Origin of the sequence: Pantoea sp. MBD-2R, from assembly GCF_039134845.1 — a bacterium.
Lineage (GTDB): Bacteria > Pseudomonadota > Gammaproteobacteria > Enterobacterales > Enterobacteriaceae > Erwinia.
On the sequence record NZ_CP152417.1, the window covers coordinates 2,394,463 to 2,410,095 of the forward strand.

The following is a 15,633-nucleotide window of genomic DNA, read 5'->3' on the forward strand; positions in this document are numbered from 1 at the left end:
GTTGGATCGGGTAGCTTAAGTGGCGTCATGAGCAATGACCCGCATAGCTTCTTCCACAGCCGACAGCTCGCCAAATATTGCCAGCGTGGTGACGTGCTGTGGGCAACTGCCGGTAATTTCTGTCACTACTATCTGGGCACTTTTGCTGGCCAGATCGGCATAGAAATAGAGATCGGGCACCGGCAGCATCAGCAGCCCGACCGCATCAATGCGAATCAGCCCGACGCGGGCACGAAACTCTGCCGGCATCCGGCGCTGCAACATTGCCAGCGTATCGGGCGTGGGGGCCTTAATAAGACGCGTTTTCATGGTTAACAGCCTGTCTCAGCGGATATTAAGCGCCTCCACCATCACGCAGCGGCGGCAGCGGGTAAAAGAGCGGGCCGAGGTCAGCCCTTCTCCCGTCGGCCCGGCAATGGTAAAGGTGGTATAGCCCTCGCCGCCCACGCCGATCCCGGCAAAGGAAGGGCCATTTTTGACAAAAATAGTGGTCTGGATTTGGCGAGCCATTTTGCTCAGTTTATCGATATTGGTGGAATGCATTATCGCGGTGTGCCGATGCCCCTGCTCAACCTCTACAGCAAGTTCAATAGCCTCGTCCACGTTAGCCGCCCGCACCACGGGCAGAACCGGCATCATCATTTCATGAACGACAAAAGGATGGGATTTATCCGTTTCCAGCAGGATGACCCGAACTTCTTCAGGGGTGGTAATGCCCAACTGCTGAAGGATATAACGGGCATCTTTACCGACAAAAGCCGTTGCCGGTCCGCTTCCCTGCTCGTTCATTACCAGCCTTTGGAGCTGCTGGATCTGTTTTTTATCGCTTAACAACCAGGCGCCGCTTTTTTTCATGCAGTGAATAAGGTAGTCGGCAACCTGACTGACCACGATGACTTCTTTTTCGGCTATGCAGGGCAGATTATTATCGAAGCTACAGCCATTCACGATATCGCGGGCGGCCTTTTCTATATCCGCCGTTTCATCAACCACCACCGGCGGATTTCCGGCACCCGCCCCAATCGCTTTTTTGCCGGAGGCCATCACCGTTTTGACAATCGCCGGCCCGCCAGTGGCAACCAGCATGTTGATGCGGGGATCGGCAATCAGCGCAGTGGTGTTGTCGAGGGAGGGTTGTGACACCGTCACTACCAGATTTTCAGGCGCTCCCAGCGCCGCCAGCTTTTGGTTTATCAACGCAATAGCGTGCAGTGAAACATTACGCGATCGGGGATGCGGGCTGAACACGATGCTGTTGCCCGCCGACAGCATGCTGATGCTGTTATTAATGATCGTTTCCGTTGGGTTGGTGGTTGGCGTTATTGAGGCAATGACGCCCCAGGCGGAAAATTCCATCAGCGTCAGACCTCTGTCGCCGCTCTGCGCACGGGTGCAGAGATCTTCAGTGCCTGGCGTTTGCAGCGCTGCCACGCGGTTTTTAATCACCTTGTCAGCGCAATTGCCCATTCCCGTCTCTTCTACCGCCATCCGGGAAAGGGTGTTTAATACCTCTTCCTGCGAAAAGAGTTCACGAAGCCCGCGGATAAAAGCGTTACGATCCTGCATTGAACAGTGGTGAAACTGCACCTTCGCCCGTGCCGCTGCGCTAATCGCTTCCTCTACTGAGTCAAAGATACCGTCACAAACCGACAGGCCTTGCGTATATTTGCTAAGGACCTGCGAGACGGCCCGGGTAATTTCATCATCATTCATCTTCAAGCTTCCTTACCTGGCATCCCGATGTCCATTGAAATCAGATGTAGGGTGTGGTGGTGGATTTGATCGGTGTCGGATCCAGCGCGGCAAGCAGCTGTAAACCTGTCTCACGTGCGGCTATTACCGCCTGGCGAACCGCACCGGAATCCCCGGAGAAGGTGAAAATCACTTCATTACTGAAGCTGGTGCCTTTTGCCGGACTGGCATAACTGACCGCCTCGATAACGGCAGCTTTTGCCGCCGCATCGGCAATCACTACGCCAATCGCCGCAGGCGAAGCACAGGTCATACCAAACGCCTTTCCTGGTGGGGCGCCAAACGCCTTGTAGAGTGCATGGCTGGCGCGGGCGGTGTACTGAAACTCCAGATGTCCCGCAGGCGTACCATAAACATCTCCCATCGTGCGGGCGATTTCGCTGAGCGTGACTTCAACGGCACGGCGCACATCCGATACGTCTTCTGCACCAAAAATAATCATGCAGCCGTGGCCGCCGCCGCCTTCGGTATCCCGCGCCAGTTCAATCGCCACGATTTCGCTGTTGGTGGCTTTTACCGCTTCGTCGGCGGCAAAAATATGCGGGCCAGCGCCGGTTCGCCCGCCAATAATGCCCAGCGAACGGTATTTGCCGTCGATATGCATCACGTCATGCAGTTGGTTGTCGACATTCGCAATGACCAGACCAATCGTATGGCCCAGCGCCGTCCCGACAAACTCCGTTAATCCACATCCCTGCGTGTTGGTCCGTTTCTCAACTGACCGTTCTGCCGTCTCTTTGTTAATGACGTCAGAGATTATCTGCTGAATGCGTTCCTCATCGCGCATAGCCACCCTCCCCGGGCCTGATTAGCTGACGGCCTTAGGCAGGATTTTTTCCACTTCAATATGCGGTCGTGGAATGACATGTACCGACACCAGCTCGCCCACTTTACCCGCTGCGGCGGAACCCGCATCCGTCGCCGCTTTTACCGCACCGACATCGCCCCGTACCATGACCGTTACCAGCCCGGAACCGATTTTTTCATAGCCCACCAGCATCACATTCGCCGATTTGACCATGGTATCGGCGGCTTCAATCGCCGACACCAGCCCTTTTGTTTCAACCATACCTAATGCTTCCTGTTGCATAATAACCTCGCTAATGAAAGGAACAGAGGTTAAGGAACTTCATCCTTAACGGTTTAAAAGTGGTTCGCTGGCAATAAAGTTGCCTGCCTGCCGCCAGCTATCGCCGCGGCATCTTCAGCAATCATCTTTTCTTCGTTGGTCGGGATCACGGCGATAACCGGGCTGCCCGGCGCTGATATCACGCCGCTCTGCCCACCCCGAATAGCCAGATTTTTTTGCTCATCCAGACGCAGGCCAAACACCGCCAGCCGCCTGACCGTCAACTCGCGTACCAGCACGGAGTTCTCGCCAATGCCGCCGGTAAAAATGAGCGCGTCCAGCCGATCCAACGCGGCCAGATGTCCGCCTAAATGACGGGCCAGCCGGTGTACCATCACCTCAATCGCCAGCCTGGCGCGGGGAACGCCCTTTTCGCAGGCGGCCTGGAGCGTACGGCAATCGCTGGAGAGCCCCGACAGTCCGAGCAAACCGCATTGCGTGTTGGCAAGGTGGCAAAGCGATTCAATGGACTGCCCGGTGCATTTCGCCAGCCAGGCTGCCGCACCCAGATCCAGATCGCCGCAGCGCGTCCCCATGACCAGTCCCTCCAGCGGCGTCATCCCCATCGAGGTATCGACGCTGCGCCCATTTTTCACCGCGCAGACCGATGAACCGTTGCCAAGATGCGCAATAAGGATGCCGTGATGAGCAGGATCGAGTTGCAGATAAGCCACCGCTTCTGCTGCTATATAGCGATGCGAGGTGCCGTGAAAGCCATAGCGTCGGATCTGATAGCGTTGCTGAAATTCCAGCGGAATGGCATAGGTGTAAGCTTCCGGCGGCATTGTCTGGTGAAAAGCGGTGTCAAATACCGCAACCTGCGGCAGTTCAGGCAGCAGCGCGAGGGCCGCTTCAATGCCGATCAGATTTGCCGGATTATGCAAAGGGGCCAGCGGCGACACGCGGCGGATTTTATCGACGGTTTCCGGCGTCAGTAATACCGAATGCGTAAACTCGCTGCCGCCATGCGCGACTCTGTGCCCAATTGCGCAGAGCGAACCCAGCATATTCAGCCGGGTCAGCTGCGAAAACAGCAGGCTCAGCGCACACCGGTGGCTCGGCTCGTCAAGAACAAGCGTGGTTTTTTCGCCCTGGGCCTCGACGAAGGTCATACTCGCTTCCGGCTGCCCCAACCGTTCTGCTAAGCCGGAGAAGACGGGCGTGTTTTCCTGCAACGGCAGCACTGAAAATTTCAGCGAGGACGAGCCGCAATTAATGACTAAAACTCGTGTAGCTGAAGAGGCCATACTCCGATCTCCCCTGGTCAGAAAACTAAGCCGAAACCAGCGGGTAACGACTGGCGCTAAAGCGGAGAATCGCCGCACGGGCAATGGCGATATCCTGTTCAGCTGTTCCGCCGCTAACGCCAATACCGCCCAGTAATTGCCCCTGTGACCAGCACGGCAGTCCGCCTCCCAGCCAGCATATCCCTGGGTCAGCTGCCAGCGCGTGCAGCCCCATTGCGGGCTGAACCTGTCTGCCGAGCTCGTGCGTCGCCATTTTCAGCGCTACCGCCGTCCAGGCTTTCTGCGGAGCCAGTCGGTGGCTAATCAGCAACGCCTCTTCCATGCTAAAGAAATAGCGCTGATGACCGTGGGCATCCACCAGACTGAAGACTACCGGCACCTGCCGGGCCTCGGCCTCCTCACGTACGGCGTGGGCCAGCCATGCCGCGTCATCGAGATTCAGACCGGTTTTTGGCCGGGCTGTATGGCTGGCGATAGCAGTATCAATGCAAACTTCAAGCCTGGGGGCCTCAGAACCCTTATAATCGATCATCTTTATTCCTCATCCTGCTTCCCTTGTGTTGACGCATCATGCATTTTTAATGAATCCACGATGCCAACCACTGCCGCATCAATCACCGAATGGTCTGTCGCGTTGCTCATCCTGGCGGAAGTGCCGGTGGTGACGATAACGACTTCGCCATTTCCGGCACCCACGCAGTCCACTGCAACCTGGGCATACCCCGTAGGAAGATAGTGTTCATTCAGCCGCGCAACGACCAGCAACTTAGCCCCGTTGAGTGAGGCGTGCTTACTGGTGGAGACCAGCGCGCCGGTAACTTTTGCCAGATACATCGTTTCCCCTTAACGTCCCTGAATAACGCTGATATTCCACCGTCGAAGCTCGTCCCGGGCAGCCGGGGTAATTAACGTGTTCCGATCGAGATACAGGCTTTGCCCTGGTGTCATAAGCCGCACGTCCCGCAGTGCGATCAGGCGATCTTTTCTTTCCACGGGCTGGCTTCCCTTAACAACCACACCATACTGTTGCAGGGTGGCAATATGCCGGGCGATCAAGGCCCGGAGCGCGGAAGGAAGCCATGTTGCAGTGCATTCCGGGCCGAGCGTGGCGATCACCTTTTTCTGCCTGCCGAGCGCATAAAAAACCCACTCGCAGGCCATGTTGTCTCGCAGGCCCGACGCGATTTTCATCAGGCTGTTCAGCGACAGCGACGGCAAAAAAAGCAAAATAAAATCAGCGGGCTGTGACTGGATGCGGGGGTTTTCAAACCGTGCCGCGCCTCCCCGCTTAAGGTTCCACAGCTGGCAGCCTGCCTTTACAGCGGACTGACTGGCGCTGTGTGAGAAGGCAATTCGCAGCTGATAGCCTGCACGGTGCAGCGCTTCAAGGCACTTCAGGCTGCCTGACAGGCTCTCGATTTCGCCGCCGGTCATCACGATTTGCAGGCGTCCGGGCTGTACCTGCCTGTGCGCGCTGAGGACCTGGCTGATTATCGCGTCCAGACGGTGCGCAAACGTCTGCGGCCTGCTCTCTTTCCGCGCCTCAGCCATGTCAGCACGCCTGCTGCCAGCGGTGAACGATATCGCCGTTATGCAGCCCAAAACCGTTCGCTTCTTCCCGATCTATATGCAGTTCCAGTACCGCATCCTCACTGACACGCACCCGCACATGTCGCATAATGCCGCCGCGTGGGCCGGCCGCTTCAATGTCGATCTCCATGCCATCAGATAATTTGTGCTGTGCGGCTTGCTGCGGTGAAATATGCAGATGCCGCCAGGCAACAATGGTCCCGCGCTTTGCCTGCACTCGCCCGCGAGGGCCAAGGATCTCAATGCCTGCGGACTCCTGAAGTTCACCGGACATCCGCACCGGCGCTTTCACGCCCAGCACAAAGCTGTCGGCAATGGAAATTTCAATTTGGGTGGTGGTGCGCAGCGGCCCCAGCACCCGTACGCCGGCGATATCGCCTTTAGGGCCATGTAGCGTAACCGTCTGATCGGCGGCAAATTGTCCGGGCTGCTTCACTGCTTTCATCCGCGTTAACGTTGCGCCATAGCCAAACAGCGTTTCCATATCCGCCAGGCTGAGATGCAGATGACGATTGGAAATCCCTACCGGAATAGCCAGCCTTGTGGGCTGAATTCCCGCTGTTGCAGACAGCTCCTGCATAATTTGTCGGGTAAGCGTTAAGGCCTGCGGGCAATGGTTCATTCTTTTCTGTCCTTGTTAAGAGATTTCTGTCAGCAAGCGGTCAATATCCTGAGCCGTGGGCGTGCGCGGATTCGACAGGGTACAGGCATCGGCTAAGGCCGCAGAAATAACTGACTGACGCAGCCGGCAAATATTCTCCCGTGTAATACCGTATTCAGTGAGCGTTTCGGGAATAGCAAACTGCTGATTCAGATCGCGAATATGATCGATTAATTTGCCAACTGCATGACGATCGTTATCCGTGTCGATCCCCATTATTTTTGCGCATCTCAGGTAACGCTCCGTTATTACTGGATTTTGCGTCGCGCAGTTATAGGCAATAATTTTCGGCAGCAGCATTGCGTTAATTCTGCCATGCGGAATATGCAGCATCCCGCCAATAGCATGCGCCATACCGTGGACCAAACCCAGCCCGGAGGAATTAAATGCCATTCCGGCCAGACAGGCCGCGTGATGCATTCGTATCCGCGCCTTAATATTTTTTTCCTGATAAAACACGTCGGGTAAATATTTGACGGTCAGGGCAATCGCTTTCTCGGCAAAAGCATCACTGAAATCATTAGCCCCCGTGGAAACCAGTGCCTCAATAGCATGCGTCAGCACGTCCATCCCTGTATCTGTCGCCACCTCTCGGGGGACGCTAAGCACCAGTTGAGGATCCAGAATCGCACTGTCGGGCAGGATATTCGCCGTAACCAGCGGATATTTTCGCCCATTTTCCGGGTCGGAGATAACTGCATAAGCGGTGGCTTCTGAGCCTGAACCACTGGTAGTGGGAATAGCAATCAGCTCAATGTCGCTGCCCATCTCTTCAAGCGTCACCTTAATGGCTTTTGCCGCATCCAGCGAGGATCCGCCGCCAAGCGCAATAATCACGTCGGGTTTGAAGTCATTAAAACGTGCGGCTCCGGCCTTCACGATTTCCACATCGGGATCCGGCCTGACATCCGCATAAATACAGACTGAAGCGCGTGGCATTGCCTCAATCAAAGACTGCGTTTTTCCTGATGACACCATAAATGCATCGGTGACAATGCCCACCTTGCAGGCGTCGAGGCGTTGTAATGAGTGAATCGCTTTTTCACCGAAATAAATATCAGGTATGGATAGCAGATGACAAACCATGTTCTCAACTTCCTCAGGCGGCTGTTCTGACGTTTCTGGCGAGGAGACTGCGGATTAAATTAGCACTAACGGAGGAAGGACAAACTACGATTGCTTGCGCGGAGAGCGGATTAAATTGTGCTGTCGGTTTGGTAACTGACAAAATAATGCAGAGGAAGTACAGGCGTATTGACTGACGAAGCAGCGGGTTTTGTCGATATATACTGCCCTGCGCCGGTTATCGCGCAGGGCGTGCTTTTTCCCCGGCGGGCAGCTTTATTTCAAATCCACCTGATAGAAAATATGTTTACCAAAGGGATCGACCTGATAGCCGCTCACTTCTTTTCTGACCGGTTCGAAAATGGTCGAATGGGCAATCATCACCGCGGGCGCCTGGTCGTGCATAATCTGCTGCGCCTGACGGTATAATTCAATACGTTTATTGTGATCCTGCTCGGCACGAGCCTGCGTAATCACCGTATCGAAAGGCTTGTAGCACCATTTGGAGGAATTCGAGCCGCCGTTCGCCGACGTACAGCTAAACAGAGGGCCAAAGAAATTATCCGGGTCGCCGGTCGCCGTGGTCCAGCCCATCAGCGCGGCCTGGTGTTCGCCATTTTTCACCCGTTTGAGATATTCACCCCATTCAAAGCTGACAATTTTCGCGTTGATACCGACATTGGCCCAGTCAGCCTGAATCATTTCCGCCATGCGCCGGGCATTGGGATTGTAAGGCCGCTGAACCGGCATCGCCCACAGCTCAATAGTGGTGCCGGGCTTGATGCCCGCCTGCTGAAGGAGGATTTTGGCCTGCTGTGGATCGTAAGCGTAATCTTTCAGCGCGTTGTCCGCGCTCCAGACATCAGGCGGCAGCAGGTTTTTTGCTACGGTTCCGGTTCCCTGGAAAACCGCCTGAATAATCGCCGGTTTATTAATTGCCATGGTCAGCGCCTGGCGCACCTTCAGGTTATCCAGCGGCGCTTTTTGCGTATTAAAAGCCAGGAAACCGGTGTTCAGGCCCGCCTTCTGCATTAACGTGACTGACGTGTTCTCTTTCATCCGTGGCAGATCGGCGGGGTTCGGAAACGGCATGACCTGACACTCGTTTTTCTCAAGCTTCGCCAAACGGACTGAGGCATCCGGCGTGATAGAGAAAACCAGCCGATCCAGCTTTGCTTTGCCCTGCCAGTATTGCGGGAAGGCGCGATAGAGAATGCGGGAATCCTTTTGGTACTGCACCAGCTCGAAAGGCCCGGTTCCCACCGGCTGCTGGTCGACCTTTTCCGGCGTGCCCGCCTTCAGCATCGCATCGGCATACTCGGCGGAGAGAACAGAGGCGAAGTACCAGCCTAAATCAGCCAGAAACGGCGCTTCGGCATGTGCAAGGGTAAAACGCACGCTGTGCTCATCAACTTTTTCTATTTTTTTCAGCAGCGTACCGAACTCCAGACTTTCAAAGTTAGCGTAAGTCCCGTTGGAAACGTTATGGTAAGGATTGTTGACGTCTTTTTGCCGCATAAACGAGAAAATCACGTCATCGGCATTAAAATCTCTGGTGGGTTTAAACAGCTTCGTAGTGTGGAATTTAACGCCTTTACGCAGATGAAAAGTGTAAACGGTGCCGTCGGCGCTGATATCCCACGACTCCGCTAAGCTGGGGATCAGTTCAGTGGTGCCCGGTTTAAAATCCACCAGCCGGTTGTAGATGGGCACCGCGCTGGCGTCCACGCTGGTACCCGAGGTAAACAGCTGCGGATTGAAGTTTTCCGGCGAACCTTCCGAACAAAAGACTAACGTCTTCGCGGATGCGCCTGAAGCAACGGCCAGCGTCAGTGCGGCCATGGTCATTCTGAGTCCCAACTTTTTCATCGCCATCCTCTCGTTGTCGATTATTCCTGTTTGTACAGAGAGTAATCTAAACGCTGGCGAAGCGCAGAACCAGAGTCAAAATGGGATGATCTTCATACATTTTGATTATATTTCAGGATTTTAGGGGGATAGCGATTAACGAAATACCCTGCCGGGCGGCAGGGTATCTTACTCGGGCATTAATTCAGGGTATAGTCGAGTGTAATTTCAGTGTTCAGCAGCTGCGACACCGGGCAGCCTTCTTTGGCTTTATTGATGATTTCATCAAATTTAGCGCTGTCCACGCCAGGCAGTTTAATCTTGCTCTGCAACGCGACTTTAGTGATTTTGAAGCCTTCGCCGACTTTATCAAGCGAAACGTCAGCGACGGTATCGATGCTTTCCGGCACCAGGCCTTCATTGCCAAGCATCAGCGACAGTGCCATAGAAAAACAGGCCGAATGCGCAGCGCCAATCAACTCTTCAGGGTTGGTGCCTGGCTTGCCTTCAAAACGGGTATTAAAACCGTAAGGTTGCTCTTTCAGCGCGCCGCTTTCGGTGCTGATGGTCCCCTTACCTTTTTTGATATCGCCTTCCCAATGCGCCTGCCCTTTCTTATGAATGGTCATGAAAATCCTCCCGTTTATTAGTGATGAGTTTTCAGTATAGTGGCTTTTTACGACTTTGCCGGGGAACGGCTTGCAAATGCTCAATAGCTGACCGTTAATAAAAGAAGACTAACAGGAGAACCACAATGTTTAACGTAGATGATGTAGTACAAAGCAAAACTGGCGGGCCTAAAATGGTGGTGTTAGAGGTGAAAGGCGACACGCTCTACTGCGCCAGAGTGGATGACAAAGAGAAAAAAGAAATTGAGGTCCCCACCAGCTCGGTAAACCTCTATCACGAAGAAGGCGACTTCGGCGTCTGCTGAATCCCGGCAGGCAGCATAAAATATTCGGTTAACACAAGCTGCCCATCTTACCGGGCAGCCTGTTATTCACCTTAACGATAACGGTTTTTATTCATTTTCCGGCCATTGACGATCATAGCGGTATTACCGTAAGCAACCACCTGCAGGTTTTCAATCGCTTCGTACGCCTGCGAAACACCTGAACAGACAATCTGGATATCCAGTTCAACATTCTGTTACGGTAAAACAACATGACCGCTGTTACTTACCCGATGAATGGTATTAATTTAACATTAAAATATAATAAACAGTCCTGAAAAAGGACTTCATAAATATTTTTACTTGCGCTGCATCATGGCGAATATACCTTTCACCTTTCTGCTTGTTTATCTCAATTATCACCGTGATAAATTAGGAATTAATGATGCAAATCGAAGCGTGTAGAATAAAAAACAGGTGAGAAAGTTAAAATAAACAAAAATAGACAAGCGCAATAGCCCTTTTCCCTCTAAAAAGAGTAGGCTATATTCGCTGAACGACTTCATTCAAATCAGGAAAACAGCATGATTCAGGATTTATCCAGCCAGTTATGCACGCGTTTCTATCGTTATCTGGCCGTCACCAGCCAAAGCAACGCGGTTTCCACTCAGTTACCCAGCACGCCAGAGCAGCATGATATGGCCAAACTGCTGGCTGAAGAGCTGCGTGCGTTAGGACTGAAAGAGATTGTTATTGATGAGCACGCGACGGTAACGGCGGTTAAACCCGGTAATCGCCCGAATGCGCCACGCATCGGCTTTATCACCCATATTGACACCGTAGACGTGGGGCTTTCACCTCATATCCATCCGCAAACGCTGCGTTTTGAAGGTCAGGATCTCTGTTTAAATCAGCAGCAGGATATCTGGCTGCGCGTTGATGAACATCCGGAAATCGCCGCCTATCAGGGGCAGGAAATTATCTTCAGCGACGGCACCAGCGTGCTCGGTGCAGATAACAAAGCCGCCGTCAGCGTGGTAATGACGCTGATGGAAAATTTGCAGGATGACACGCCGCATGGCGATATTGTGGTGGCCTTTGTACCTGATGAAGAGATCGGCCTGCGCGGTGCCAAAGCGCTCGATCTGGAGACGCGTTTTAACGTGGATTTCGCTTATACCATTGACTGCTGCGAGCTGGGCGAAGTGGTGTATGAAAACTTCAATGCGGCAGCGGCAGAAATCGTCTTTACCGGCGTGACGGCGCATCCGATGTCCGGCAAAGGCGTGTTGGTCAACCCGCTGCTGATGGCGCTGGATTTTGTCGCTGAGTTCGATCGTCAGCAGACGCCCGAGCATACCGAAGGACGCGAGGGTTATGTCTGGTTTAATGATATGACCGCCAATGCCAGCCAGGCGCGGCTCAAAGCATCCGTTCGCGACTTTGATCTGGCCTCGTTTACCCAGCGTAAACAGCAGATTGCCGAGGTCAGCGCCAGCGTTGCTGCAAAATATCCCACTGGAAAGGTCGAATTTAACCTGACCGATATCTACAGCAATATCAGTAATGCTATTGGCGAGGATCGCCGGGCGATTGATTTGCTGTTTGCCGCGCTTAAAGCGCTGGATATTGCGCCGAAAGTGACGCCGATGCGGGGTGGCACGGACGGTGCCGCGTTGTCAGCAAAGGGTTTGCTAACGCCAAACTTCTTTACCGGTGCGCATAATTTTCACTCAAAATTCGAGTTTTTACCGGTACCGTCGTTTGTGAAGTCGTATCTTGTTGCGGAAAAACTGTGTCGGCTGGCGGCGGAATAATCTCACTTCACCGGCAAAAATCAAATTGCGGGAAGCGAACTTCCCGCGCGTTGAATCAGAATGAAACCCAGTCGTCAGCAGCCGCTTTTGCCGCCAGCGGGCGAGCAGCAGCAGCAACGGCACGAACCGGTGCCGGGCTTCTTGCCGGGCTGTCAGCAGAAAGACGGAATTTAGAGACGGACAGCGTCAGTTCTTCGGTCTGACGTTCCAGCGCGCTGGCCGCTGTGGAAACTTCTTCCACCAGCGAGGCGTTCTGCTGCGTCACGCTATCCATTTCCGTAATCGCGGTGCCAATCTGCGAAATACCTTTGCTCTGCTCTTCAGAGGCTGAGGCGATCTGCTTCATGATTTCAACCACTTCCGCCACGGCTTTCAGCATTTCATCCATGGTGCTGCCCGCTTCGCCAACCAGTTTGGAACCGTTACTCACGCGGCTCACCGAGTCGGCAATCAGCGTTTCAATCTCTTTTGCCGCACCGGCGCTGCGCTGCGCCAGGTTACGTACTTCGCTGGCGACCACGGCAAAGCCACGACCCTGCTCACCGGCTCTTGCCGCTTCCACCGCCGCGTTCAGCGCCAGGATATTGGTCTGGAAAGCGATACTGTTAATCACGCTGGTGATTTCGGCAATTTTATGCGAACTGCCGGAAATACCCTGCATCGTGCTGACCACATCGCTAACCAGCTTGCCGCCTTTGCTGGCGGTCGCGGAAGCGCTCTGTGCCAGCTCACTCGCCTGACGGGCGTTGTCGGCATTGAATTTCACTGTAGCAGTCAGCTGTTCCATACTGGCTGCCGTCTGTTCCAGCGCAGCGGCCTGCTGTTCGGTACGCGAAGAAAGGTCGTTATTGCCGGAAGAAATTTCAGCGGCGCCGCGATAGATATTATCTGTGCCGCTACGGATGGAGCTGACCGCCTCACGCAAGCTGTCCTGCATGGCACTCAACAGAGGCACCAGTTTGCCAACGCAGTTACGACCAATATCTTCCAGCGGATGGCTGAGATCGCCATCGGCAATGCGGCGGAAATGTTCGCGCATGCCGTCCAGCGGACGAACCAGCATTTTGACCAGATAGCGATCGGTAAACAGCAAAATCAGCAAACCCGCGACAACCGCCAACACGATAACCAGCTTGGTCATATCGGTCAGACGATCGACAGTCACGCGGGTTATATCAAGCTTATCGCCTGCGGCAACGTTGAACTTGTCAACGCTGGCACCAAATGCACGGCTAAGCGGCGGCGTTACGGAAGCGGCATGGCGACGGAAATCGTCCAGTACCGGCTGCTGCGCCAGGCGCATCTGCGGCAGGACGCCCTCTTCCAACAGTTTCTGCCAGCTTTCGATGACCGCTGTAGCAAGGCTGGCATTCAGTGGACCTGGTGCTTCGGCTTTAAAGTCCGCCAGCAGTTTGGTCATGTTATCCAGCGCTTTCTGAGCGGATGCCATATCAGCCGGTGCCGTTGCGCTTCCCGCCTGGCGAGATTCGACGGCACGCGTCAGTCGGGTAATAAAACGAAAATATTGATCGTTGCCTTTACTGAGCGTCGTCATTTGGTTGACCAGCAGGCGGTCAACTTCATTTCCCTTGCCCAGTGAATTTAATGAGGAAACGCTGTAAATTCCAACCCCGGTCCACATCAGGCAAAACAGCCCGAGAATCCAAAGCATCACGCTGCGGATGGTAAAGTTTTTTAGCAAATTCATAACTACTCCGTAACGATGTAATAAAGCCGATAATGTCGTCCATGAGGTCGGACGCTTACCGAGGATTATCGGCATCATGACAAAAATACTGAGTAATTATTTCTTGATATTCATTATGTTACGAAACGGAAAATAATGTTAAGTCGTTGCTAAATCAGCTTTTTTTGCCGGGTATGGCACCTGGAAAAATCTCCTGGTGAAATTGGTTTGTTAACAATTTAGCGTTTCAGACGCACCATGTGTTTCATTAACAGCCGAAACAGCTGGGTGCGACGACGCATAAAGCGATTTTCCAGCTTCAGGCCCGCCTCGCCTTTTTCGCCAAAACGCATGACTTTATCCGCCCAGGGCTGCCAGGCGGGCCAGCTCAGTTCTCCCGGCAGCTGATGGGAAAAAACACTCGCCTCTCTGGCAAAGTTCAGCCAGTATTCGCTGACCTTTCGGGCAAAAAGACGGTCATTATCGGTAAATGGCCGTTTACCCATCGTCGAGGCAAGCGCATCCAGCGTATTGAATACGTAGGGGATTTCGTTGCCGTGCCAGGTACCCTCAGGATAGATATCCCGCGAGTTTTCTGAAACGTAATCAAAATAGTAACGCCAGACAGGGACCCCAATGCGATGCTGAGAAAGGGCGACGACGTATCCCATCGTGGTAAAAGTGACATCCCTTGCCACCAGCCTGCCCAGCCGATCGTCGTCATAAACGCCGTCGTATAACATACGGATTAGCTTTAACCGCAGTCCCGGACGCCGTGCATGGCGTAGCTCTTTGATTATTTTTCCCGGATTGACGCCAAAATAGTTGAGCACGCTGGCTTCATCACTGTTGCTGCCAATCATCAGCGGCAGCTTTTGCTGACGGGAAGCGTTAAAGACATCCAGCACCGGCTGCGGTAATACCCGATCGCCCGCGATGGCAACCGGCCCGTTAGCAAAAGCGGGATCGAGCGGCCAGAAAGCTTCAGCAGGCAAAGCGCGAAGCTGTTCGGCGGTGGCGTTCGTCAGGTTAAAATGATGACTAAGTTTTTCACCGGTTTTCAGCGCCGTTTCCCGTGGAATATCGGGGAGCGCATAAGGACTTTGCGCAATCCCCTTATGAAACAGGCCGACGGCCAGCGGCGAGGCGAAAAGTGACAGAACGCTGCGGGCGCCGGAGGATTCACCAAAAATAGTGACGTTATGCCTGTCGCCGCCAAATGAATCGATATTGCGTTGAACCCATTGCAGCGCAGCAATTTGATCGAGTAAGGCGAAGTTATTGACGACTTCGCCAACGGGATACTCTTTATCCAACGCCGGATGGGCGAAAAAGCCCAGATGCCCCAGCCGGTAATTCAGGGTAACGACCACCACACCTTGCGATGCCAGCGGCGCGCCAATGTAGGGCGTTAATCCACCCGCCCCGATACTGAAGCCGCCCCCGTGGATCCAGACCATCACGGGCAAAGGCTTTGATGGCTCGGTTTCAGGCGTCCAGACGTTAAGATAAAGACAATCCTCACTGAAAACGCCCGGATCTCCGCCACCCACGGCGACGCAATAATCCCGGTTTTGCCAGCTGGCGGCAGACCACTGGATGGCATCCCGCTCGCCCTGCCATGGCTGAACGGGTTTAGGCGGCTGCCAGCGCAGTTTGCCGGTTGGCGGTGCAGCGTAGGGAATTCCCCGAAAAACAAAAATTCCCTCTTCCAGGCGTCCGCGTAACGCTCCTTCAGCCGTACCAATCCTTAACAATTGCTCGTTTTTCATTATTCTGTCATTACGCCATTAATAGCCTGTCGACTATTATTTGCAGACTGGAAACCTTTGTCCAACACTGGCGGTCATTTACAGATTATGCTTACCCCAGTCTCATTTTTAACTGGGCGGCAGGGAATATAAATCCCGATAATTCAACAGGTTTATCAGCCGGACGCGCTCTG

Annotated in this window: 16 protein-coding genes; 2 read left to right on the top strand and 14 right to left on the bottom strand. The window is 53.8% G+C overall.

All coding sequences use genetic code 11. The features are described from left to right. Positions 1–15: 15 nt before the first annotated feature. The 12 genes from AAGQ96_RS10955 to AAGQ96_RS11010 form a co-directional block, all read right to left on the bottom strand. Positions 16–309 carry a BMC domain-containing protein gene (locus tag AAGQ96_RS10955; protein WP_147198005.1) on the bottom strand — a complete coding sequence of 98 codons (294 nt, stop codon included), beginning with the start codon at positions 307–309 and terminating at the stop codon, positions 16–18. A 15-nt stretch (positions 310–324) separates the two neighbouring features. Then, positions 325–1,713 (bottom strand): aldehyde dehydrogenase family protein, encoded by a 1,389-nt coding sequence (locus tag AAGQ96_RS10960; RefSeq protein ID WP_147198007.1) that lies wholly within the window; start codon positions 1,711–1,713, stop codon positions 325–327. Positions 1,714–1,753: 40 nt separating this feature from the next. After that, entirely contained in the window at positions 1,754–2,539 is a 786-nt protein-coding gene (gene pduB / locus AAGQ96_RS10965; protein ID WP_342753553.1) for a propanediol utilization microcompartment protein PduB, read from the bottom strand. Positions 2,540–2,560: 21 nt separating this feature from the next. Next, on the bottom strand, positions 2,561–2,842 hold the full coding sequence (gene grpH / locus AAGQ96_RS10970; RefSeq protein ID WP_005969382.1) for a propanediol utilization system shell hexameric protein GrpH: 282 nt from the start codon (positions 2,840–2,842) through the stop codon (positions 2,561–2,563). Between the two features lie 53 nt (positions 2,843–2,895). After that, positions 2,896–4,128: a propionate kinase gene (tdcD, locus tag AAGQ96_RS10975; protein ID WP_342753554.1), complete on the bottom strand. Its 1,233-nt coding sequence runs from the start codon at positions 4,126–4,128 to the stop codon at positions 2,896–2,898. A 25-nt stretch (positions 4,129–4,153) separates the two neighbouring features. Continuing rightward, complete coding sequence (locus tag AAGQ96_RS10980) at positions 4,154–4,660, bottom strand: heme-binding protein (RefSeq protein WP_342753555.1); 507 nt, start codon at positions 4,658–4,660, stop codon at positions 4,154–4,156. A gap of 2 nt (positions 4,661–4,662) precedes the next feature. Further along, positions 4,663–4,962, bottom strand: coding sequence for a EutN/CcmL family microcompartment protein (locus tag AAGQ96_RS10985; RefSeq protein ID WP_147198015.1), 300 nt, complete (start codon positions 4,960–4,962; stop codon positions 4,663–4,665). A gap of 9 nt (positions 4,963–4,971) precedes the next feature. Then, the gene (locus AAGQ96_RS10990; RefSeq protein WP_342753556.1) at positions 4,972–5,679 is read right to left on the bottom strand and encodes a hypothetical protein; all 708 of its coding nucleotides are present in this window, start codon (positions 5,677–5,679) and stop codon (positions 4,972–4,974) included. A 1-nt stretch (position 5,680) separates the two neighbouring features. Continuing rightward, on the bottom strand, positions 5,681–6,340 hold the full coding sequence (gene pduL, locus AAGQ96_RS10995) for a phosphate propanoyltransferase (RefSeq protein ID WP_342753557.1): 660 nt from the start codon (positions 6,338–6,340) through the stop codon (positions 5,681–5,683). A 15-nt stretch (positions 6,341–6,355) separates the two neighbouring features. After that, the gene (locus tag AAGQ96_RS11000) at positions 6,356–7,465 is read right to left on the bottom strand and encodes a 1-propanol dehydrogenase PduQ (protein ID WP_342753558.1); all 1,110 of its coding nucleotides are present in this window, start codon (positions 7,463–7,465) and stop codon (positions 6,356–6,358) included. 255 nt (positions 7,466–7,720) lie between these two features. Beyond that, positions 7,721–9,313 (bottom strand): ABC transporter substrate-binding protein, encoded by a 1,593-nt coding sequence (locus tag AAGQ96_RS11005; RefSeq protein ID WP_342753559.1) that lies wholly within the window; start codon positions 9,311–9,313, stop codon positions 7,721–7,723. Between the two features lie 179 nt (positions 9,314–9,492). Beyond that, complete coding sequence (locus AAGQ96_RS11010) at positions 9,493–9,921, bottom strand: OsmC family protein (RefSeq protein WP_342753560.1); 429 nt, start codon at positions 9,919–9,921, stop codon at positions 9,493–9,495. A 125-nt stretch (positions 9,922–10,046) separates the two neighbouring features. Here AAGQ96_RS11010 and AAGQ96_RS11015 point away from each other — a divergent pair, with 125 nt between their 5' ends. Continuing rightward, positions 10,047–10,226 carry a DUF2158 domain-containing protein gene (locus AAGQ96_RS11015; protein ID WP_342753561.1) on the top strand — a complete coding sequence of 60 codons (180 nt, stop codon included), beginning with the start codon at positions 10,047–10,049 and terminating at the stop codon, positions 10,224–10,226. 542 nt (positions 10,227–10,768) lie between these two features. Then, positions 10,769–12,001: a peptidase T gene (gene pepT / locus AAGQ96_RS11020; RefSeq protein ID WP_342753562.1), complete on the top strand. Its 1,233-nt coding sequence runs from the start codon at positions 10,769–10,771 to the stop codon at positions 11,999–12,001. 55 nt (positions 12,002–12,056) lie between these two features. Here pepT and AAGQ96_RS11025 read toward each other — a convergent pair whose 3' ends face one another. Both AAGQ96_RS11025 and AAGQ96_RS11030 read right to left on the bottom strand, forming a co-directional pair. Then, positions 12,057–13,709, bottom strand: a complete 1,653-nt coding sequence (locus AAGQ96_RS11025; protein WP_147198031.1) for a methyl-accepting chemotaxis protein — start codon at positions 13,707–13,709, stop codon at positions 12,057–12,059. Between the two features lie 218 nt (positions 13,710–13,927). Further along, positions 13,928–15,460 (bottom strand): carboxylesterase/lipase family protein, encoded by a 1,533-nt coding sequence (locus tag AAGQ96_RS11030; RefSeq protein ID WP_342753563.1) that lies wholly within the window; start codon positions 15,458–15,460, stop codon positions 13,928–13,930. Between the last annotated feature and the right edge of the window lie 173 nt (positions 15,461–15,633).

Excerpts from the sequence above, each read along its gene's own strand:
- AAGQ96_RS10955 (WP_147198005.1), bottom strand. The coding sequence starts at position 309 with ATGAAAACGCGTCTTATTAAGGCCCCCACGCCCGATACGCTGGCAATG.
- AAGQ96_RS10960 (WP_147198007.1), bottom strand. The coding sequence starts at position 1,713 with ATGAATGATGATGAAATTACCCGGGCCGTCTCGCAGGTCCTTAGCAAA.
- pduB (WP_342753553.1), bottom strand. The coding sequence starts at position 2,539 with ATGCGCGATGAGGAACGCATTCAGCAGATAATCTCTGACGTCATTAAC.
- grpH (WP_005969382.1), bottom strand. The coding sequence starts at position 2,842 with ATGCAACAGGAAGCATTAGGTATGGTTGAAACAAAAGGGCTGGTGTCG.
- tdcD (WP_342753554.1), bottom strand. The coding sequence starts at position 4,128 with ATGGCCTCTTCAGCTACACGAGTTTTAGTCATTAATTGCGGCTCGTCC.
- AAGQ96_RS10980 (WP_342753555.1), bottom strand. The coding sequence starts at position 4,660 with ATGATCGATTATAAGGGTTCTGAGGCCCCCAGGCTTGAAGTTTGCATT.
- AAGQ96_RS10985 (WP_147198015.1), bottom strand. The coding sequence starts at position 4,962 with ATGTATCTGGCAAAAGTTACCGGCGCGCTGGTCTCCACCAGTAAGCAC.
- AAGQ96_RS10990 (WP_342753556.1), bottom strand. The coding sequence starts at position 5,679 with ATGGCTGAGGCGCGGAAAGAGAGCAGGCCGCAGACGTTTGCGCACCGT.
- pduL (WP_342753557.1), bottom strand. The coding sequence starts at position 6,340 with ATGAACCATTGCCCGCAGGCCTTAACGCTTACCCGACAAATTATGCAG.
- AAGQ96_RS11000 (WP_342753558.1), bottom strand. The coding sequence starts at position 7,465 with ATGGTTTGTCATCTGCTATCCATACCTGATATTTATTTCGGTGAAAAA.
- AAGQ96_RS11005 (WP_342753559.1), bottom strand. The coding sequence starts at position 9,313 with ATGAAAAAGTTGGGACTCAGAATGACCATGGCCGCACTGACGCTGGCC.
- AAGQ96_RS11010 (WP_342753560.1), bottom strand. The coding sequence starts at position 9,921 with ATGACCATTCATAAGAAAGGGCAGGCGCATTGGGAAGGCGATATCAAA.
- AAGQ96_RS11015 (WP_342753561.1), top strand. The coding sequence starts at position 10,047 with ATGTTTAACGTAGATGATGTAGTACAAAGCAAAACTGGCGGGCCTAAA.
- pepT (WP_342753562.1), top strand. The coding sequence starts at position 10,769 with ATGATTCAGGATTTATCCAGCCAGTTATGCACGCGTTTCTATCGTTAT.
- AAGQ96_RS11025 (WP_147198031.1), bottom strand. The coding sequence starts at position 13,709 with ATGAATTTGCTAAAAAACTTTACCATCCGCAGCGTGATGCTTTGGATT.
- AAGQ96_RS11030 (WP_342753563.1), bottom strand. The coding sequence starts at position 15,460 with ATGAAAAACGAGCAATTGTTAAGGATTGGTACGGCTGAAGGAGCGTTA.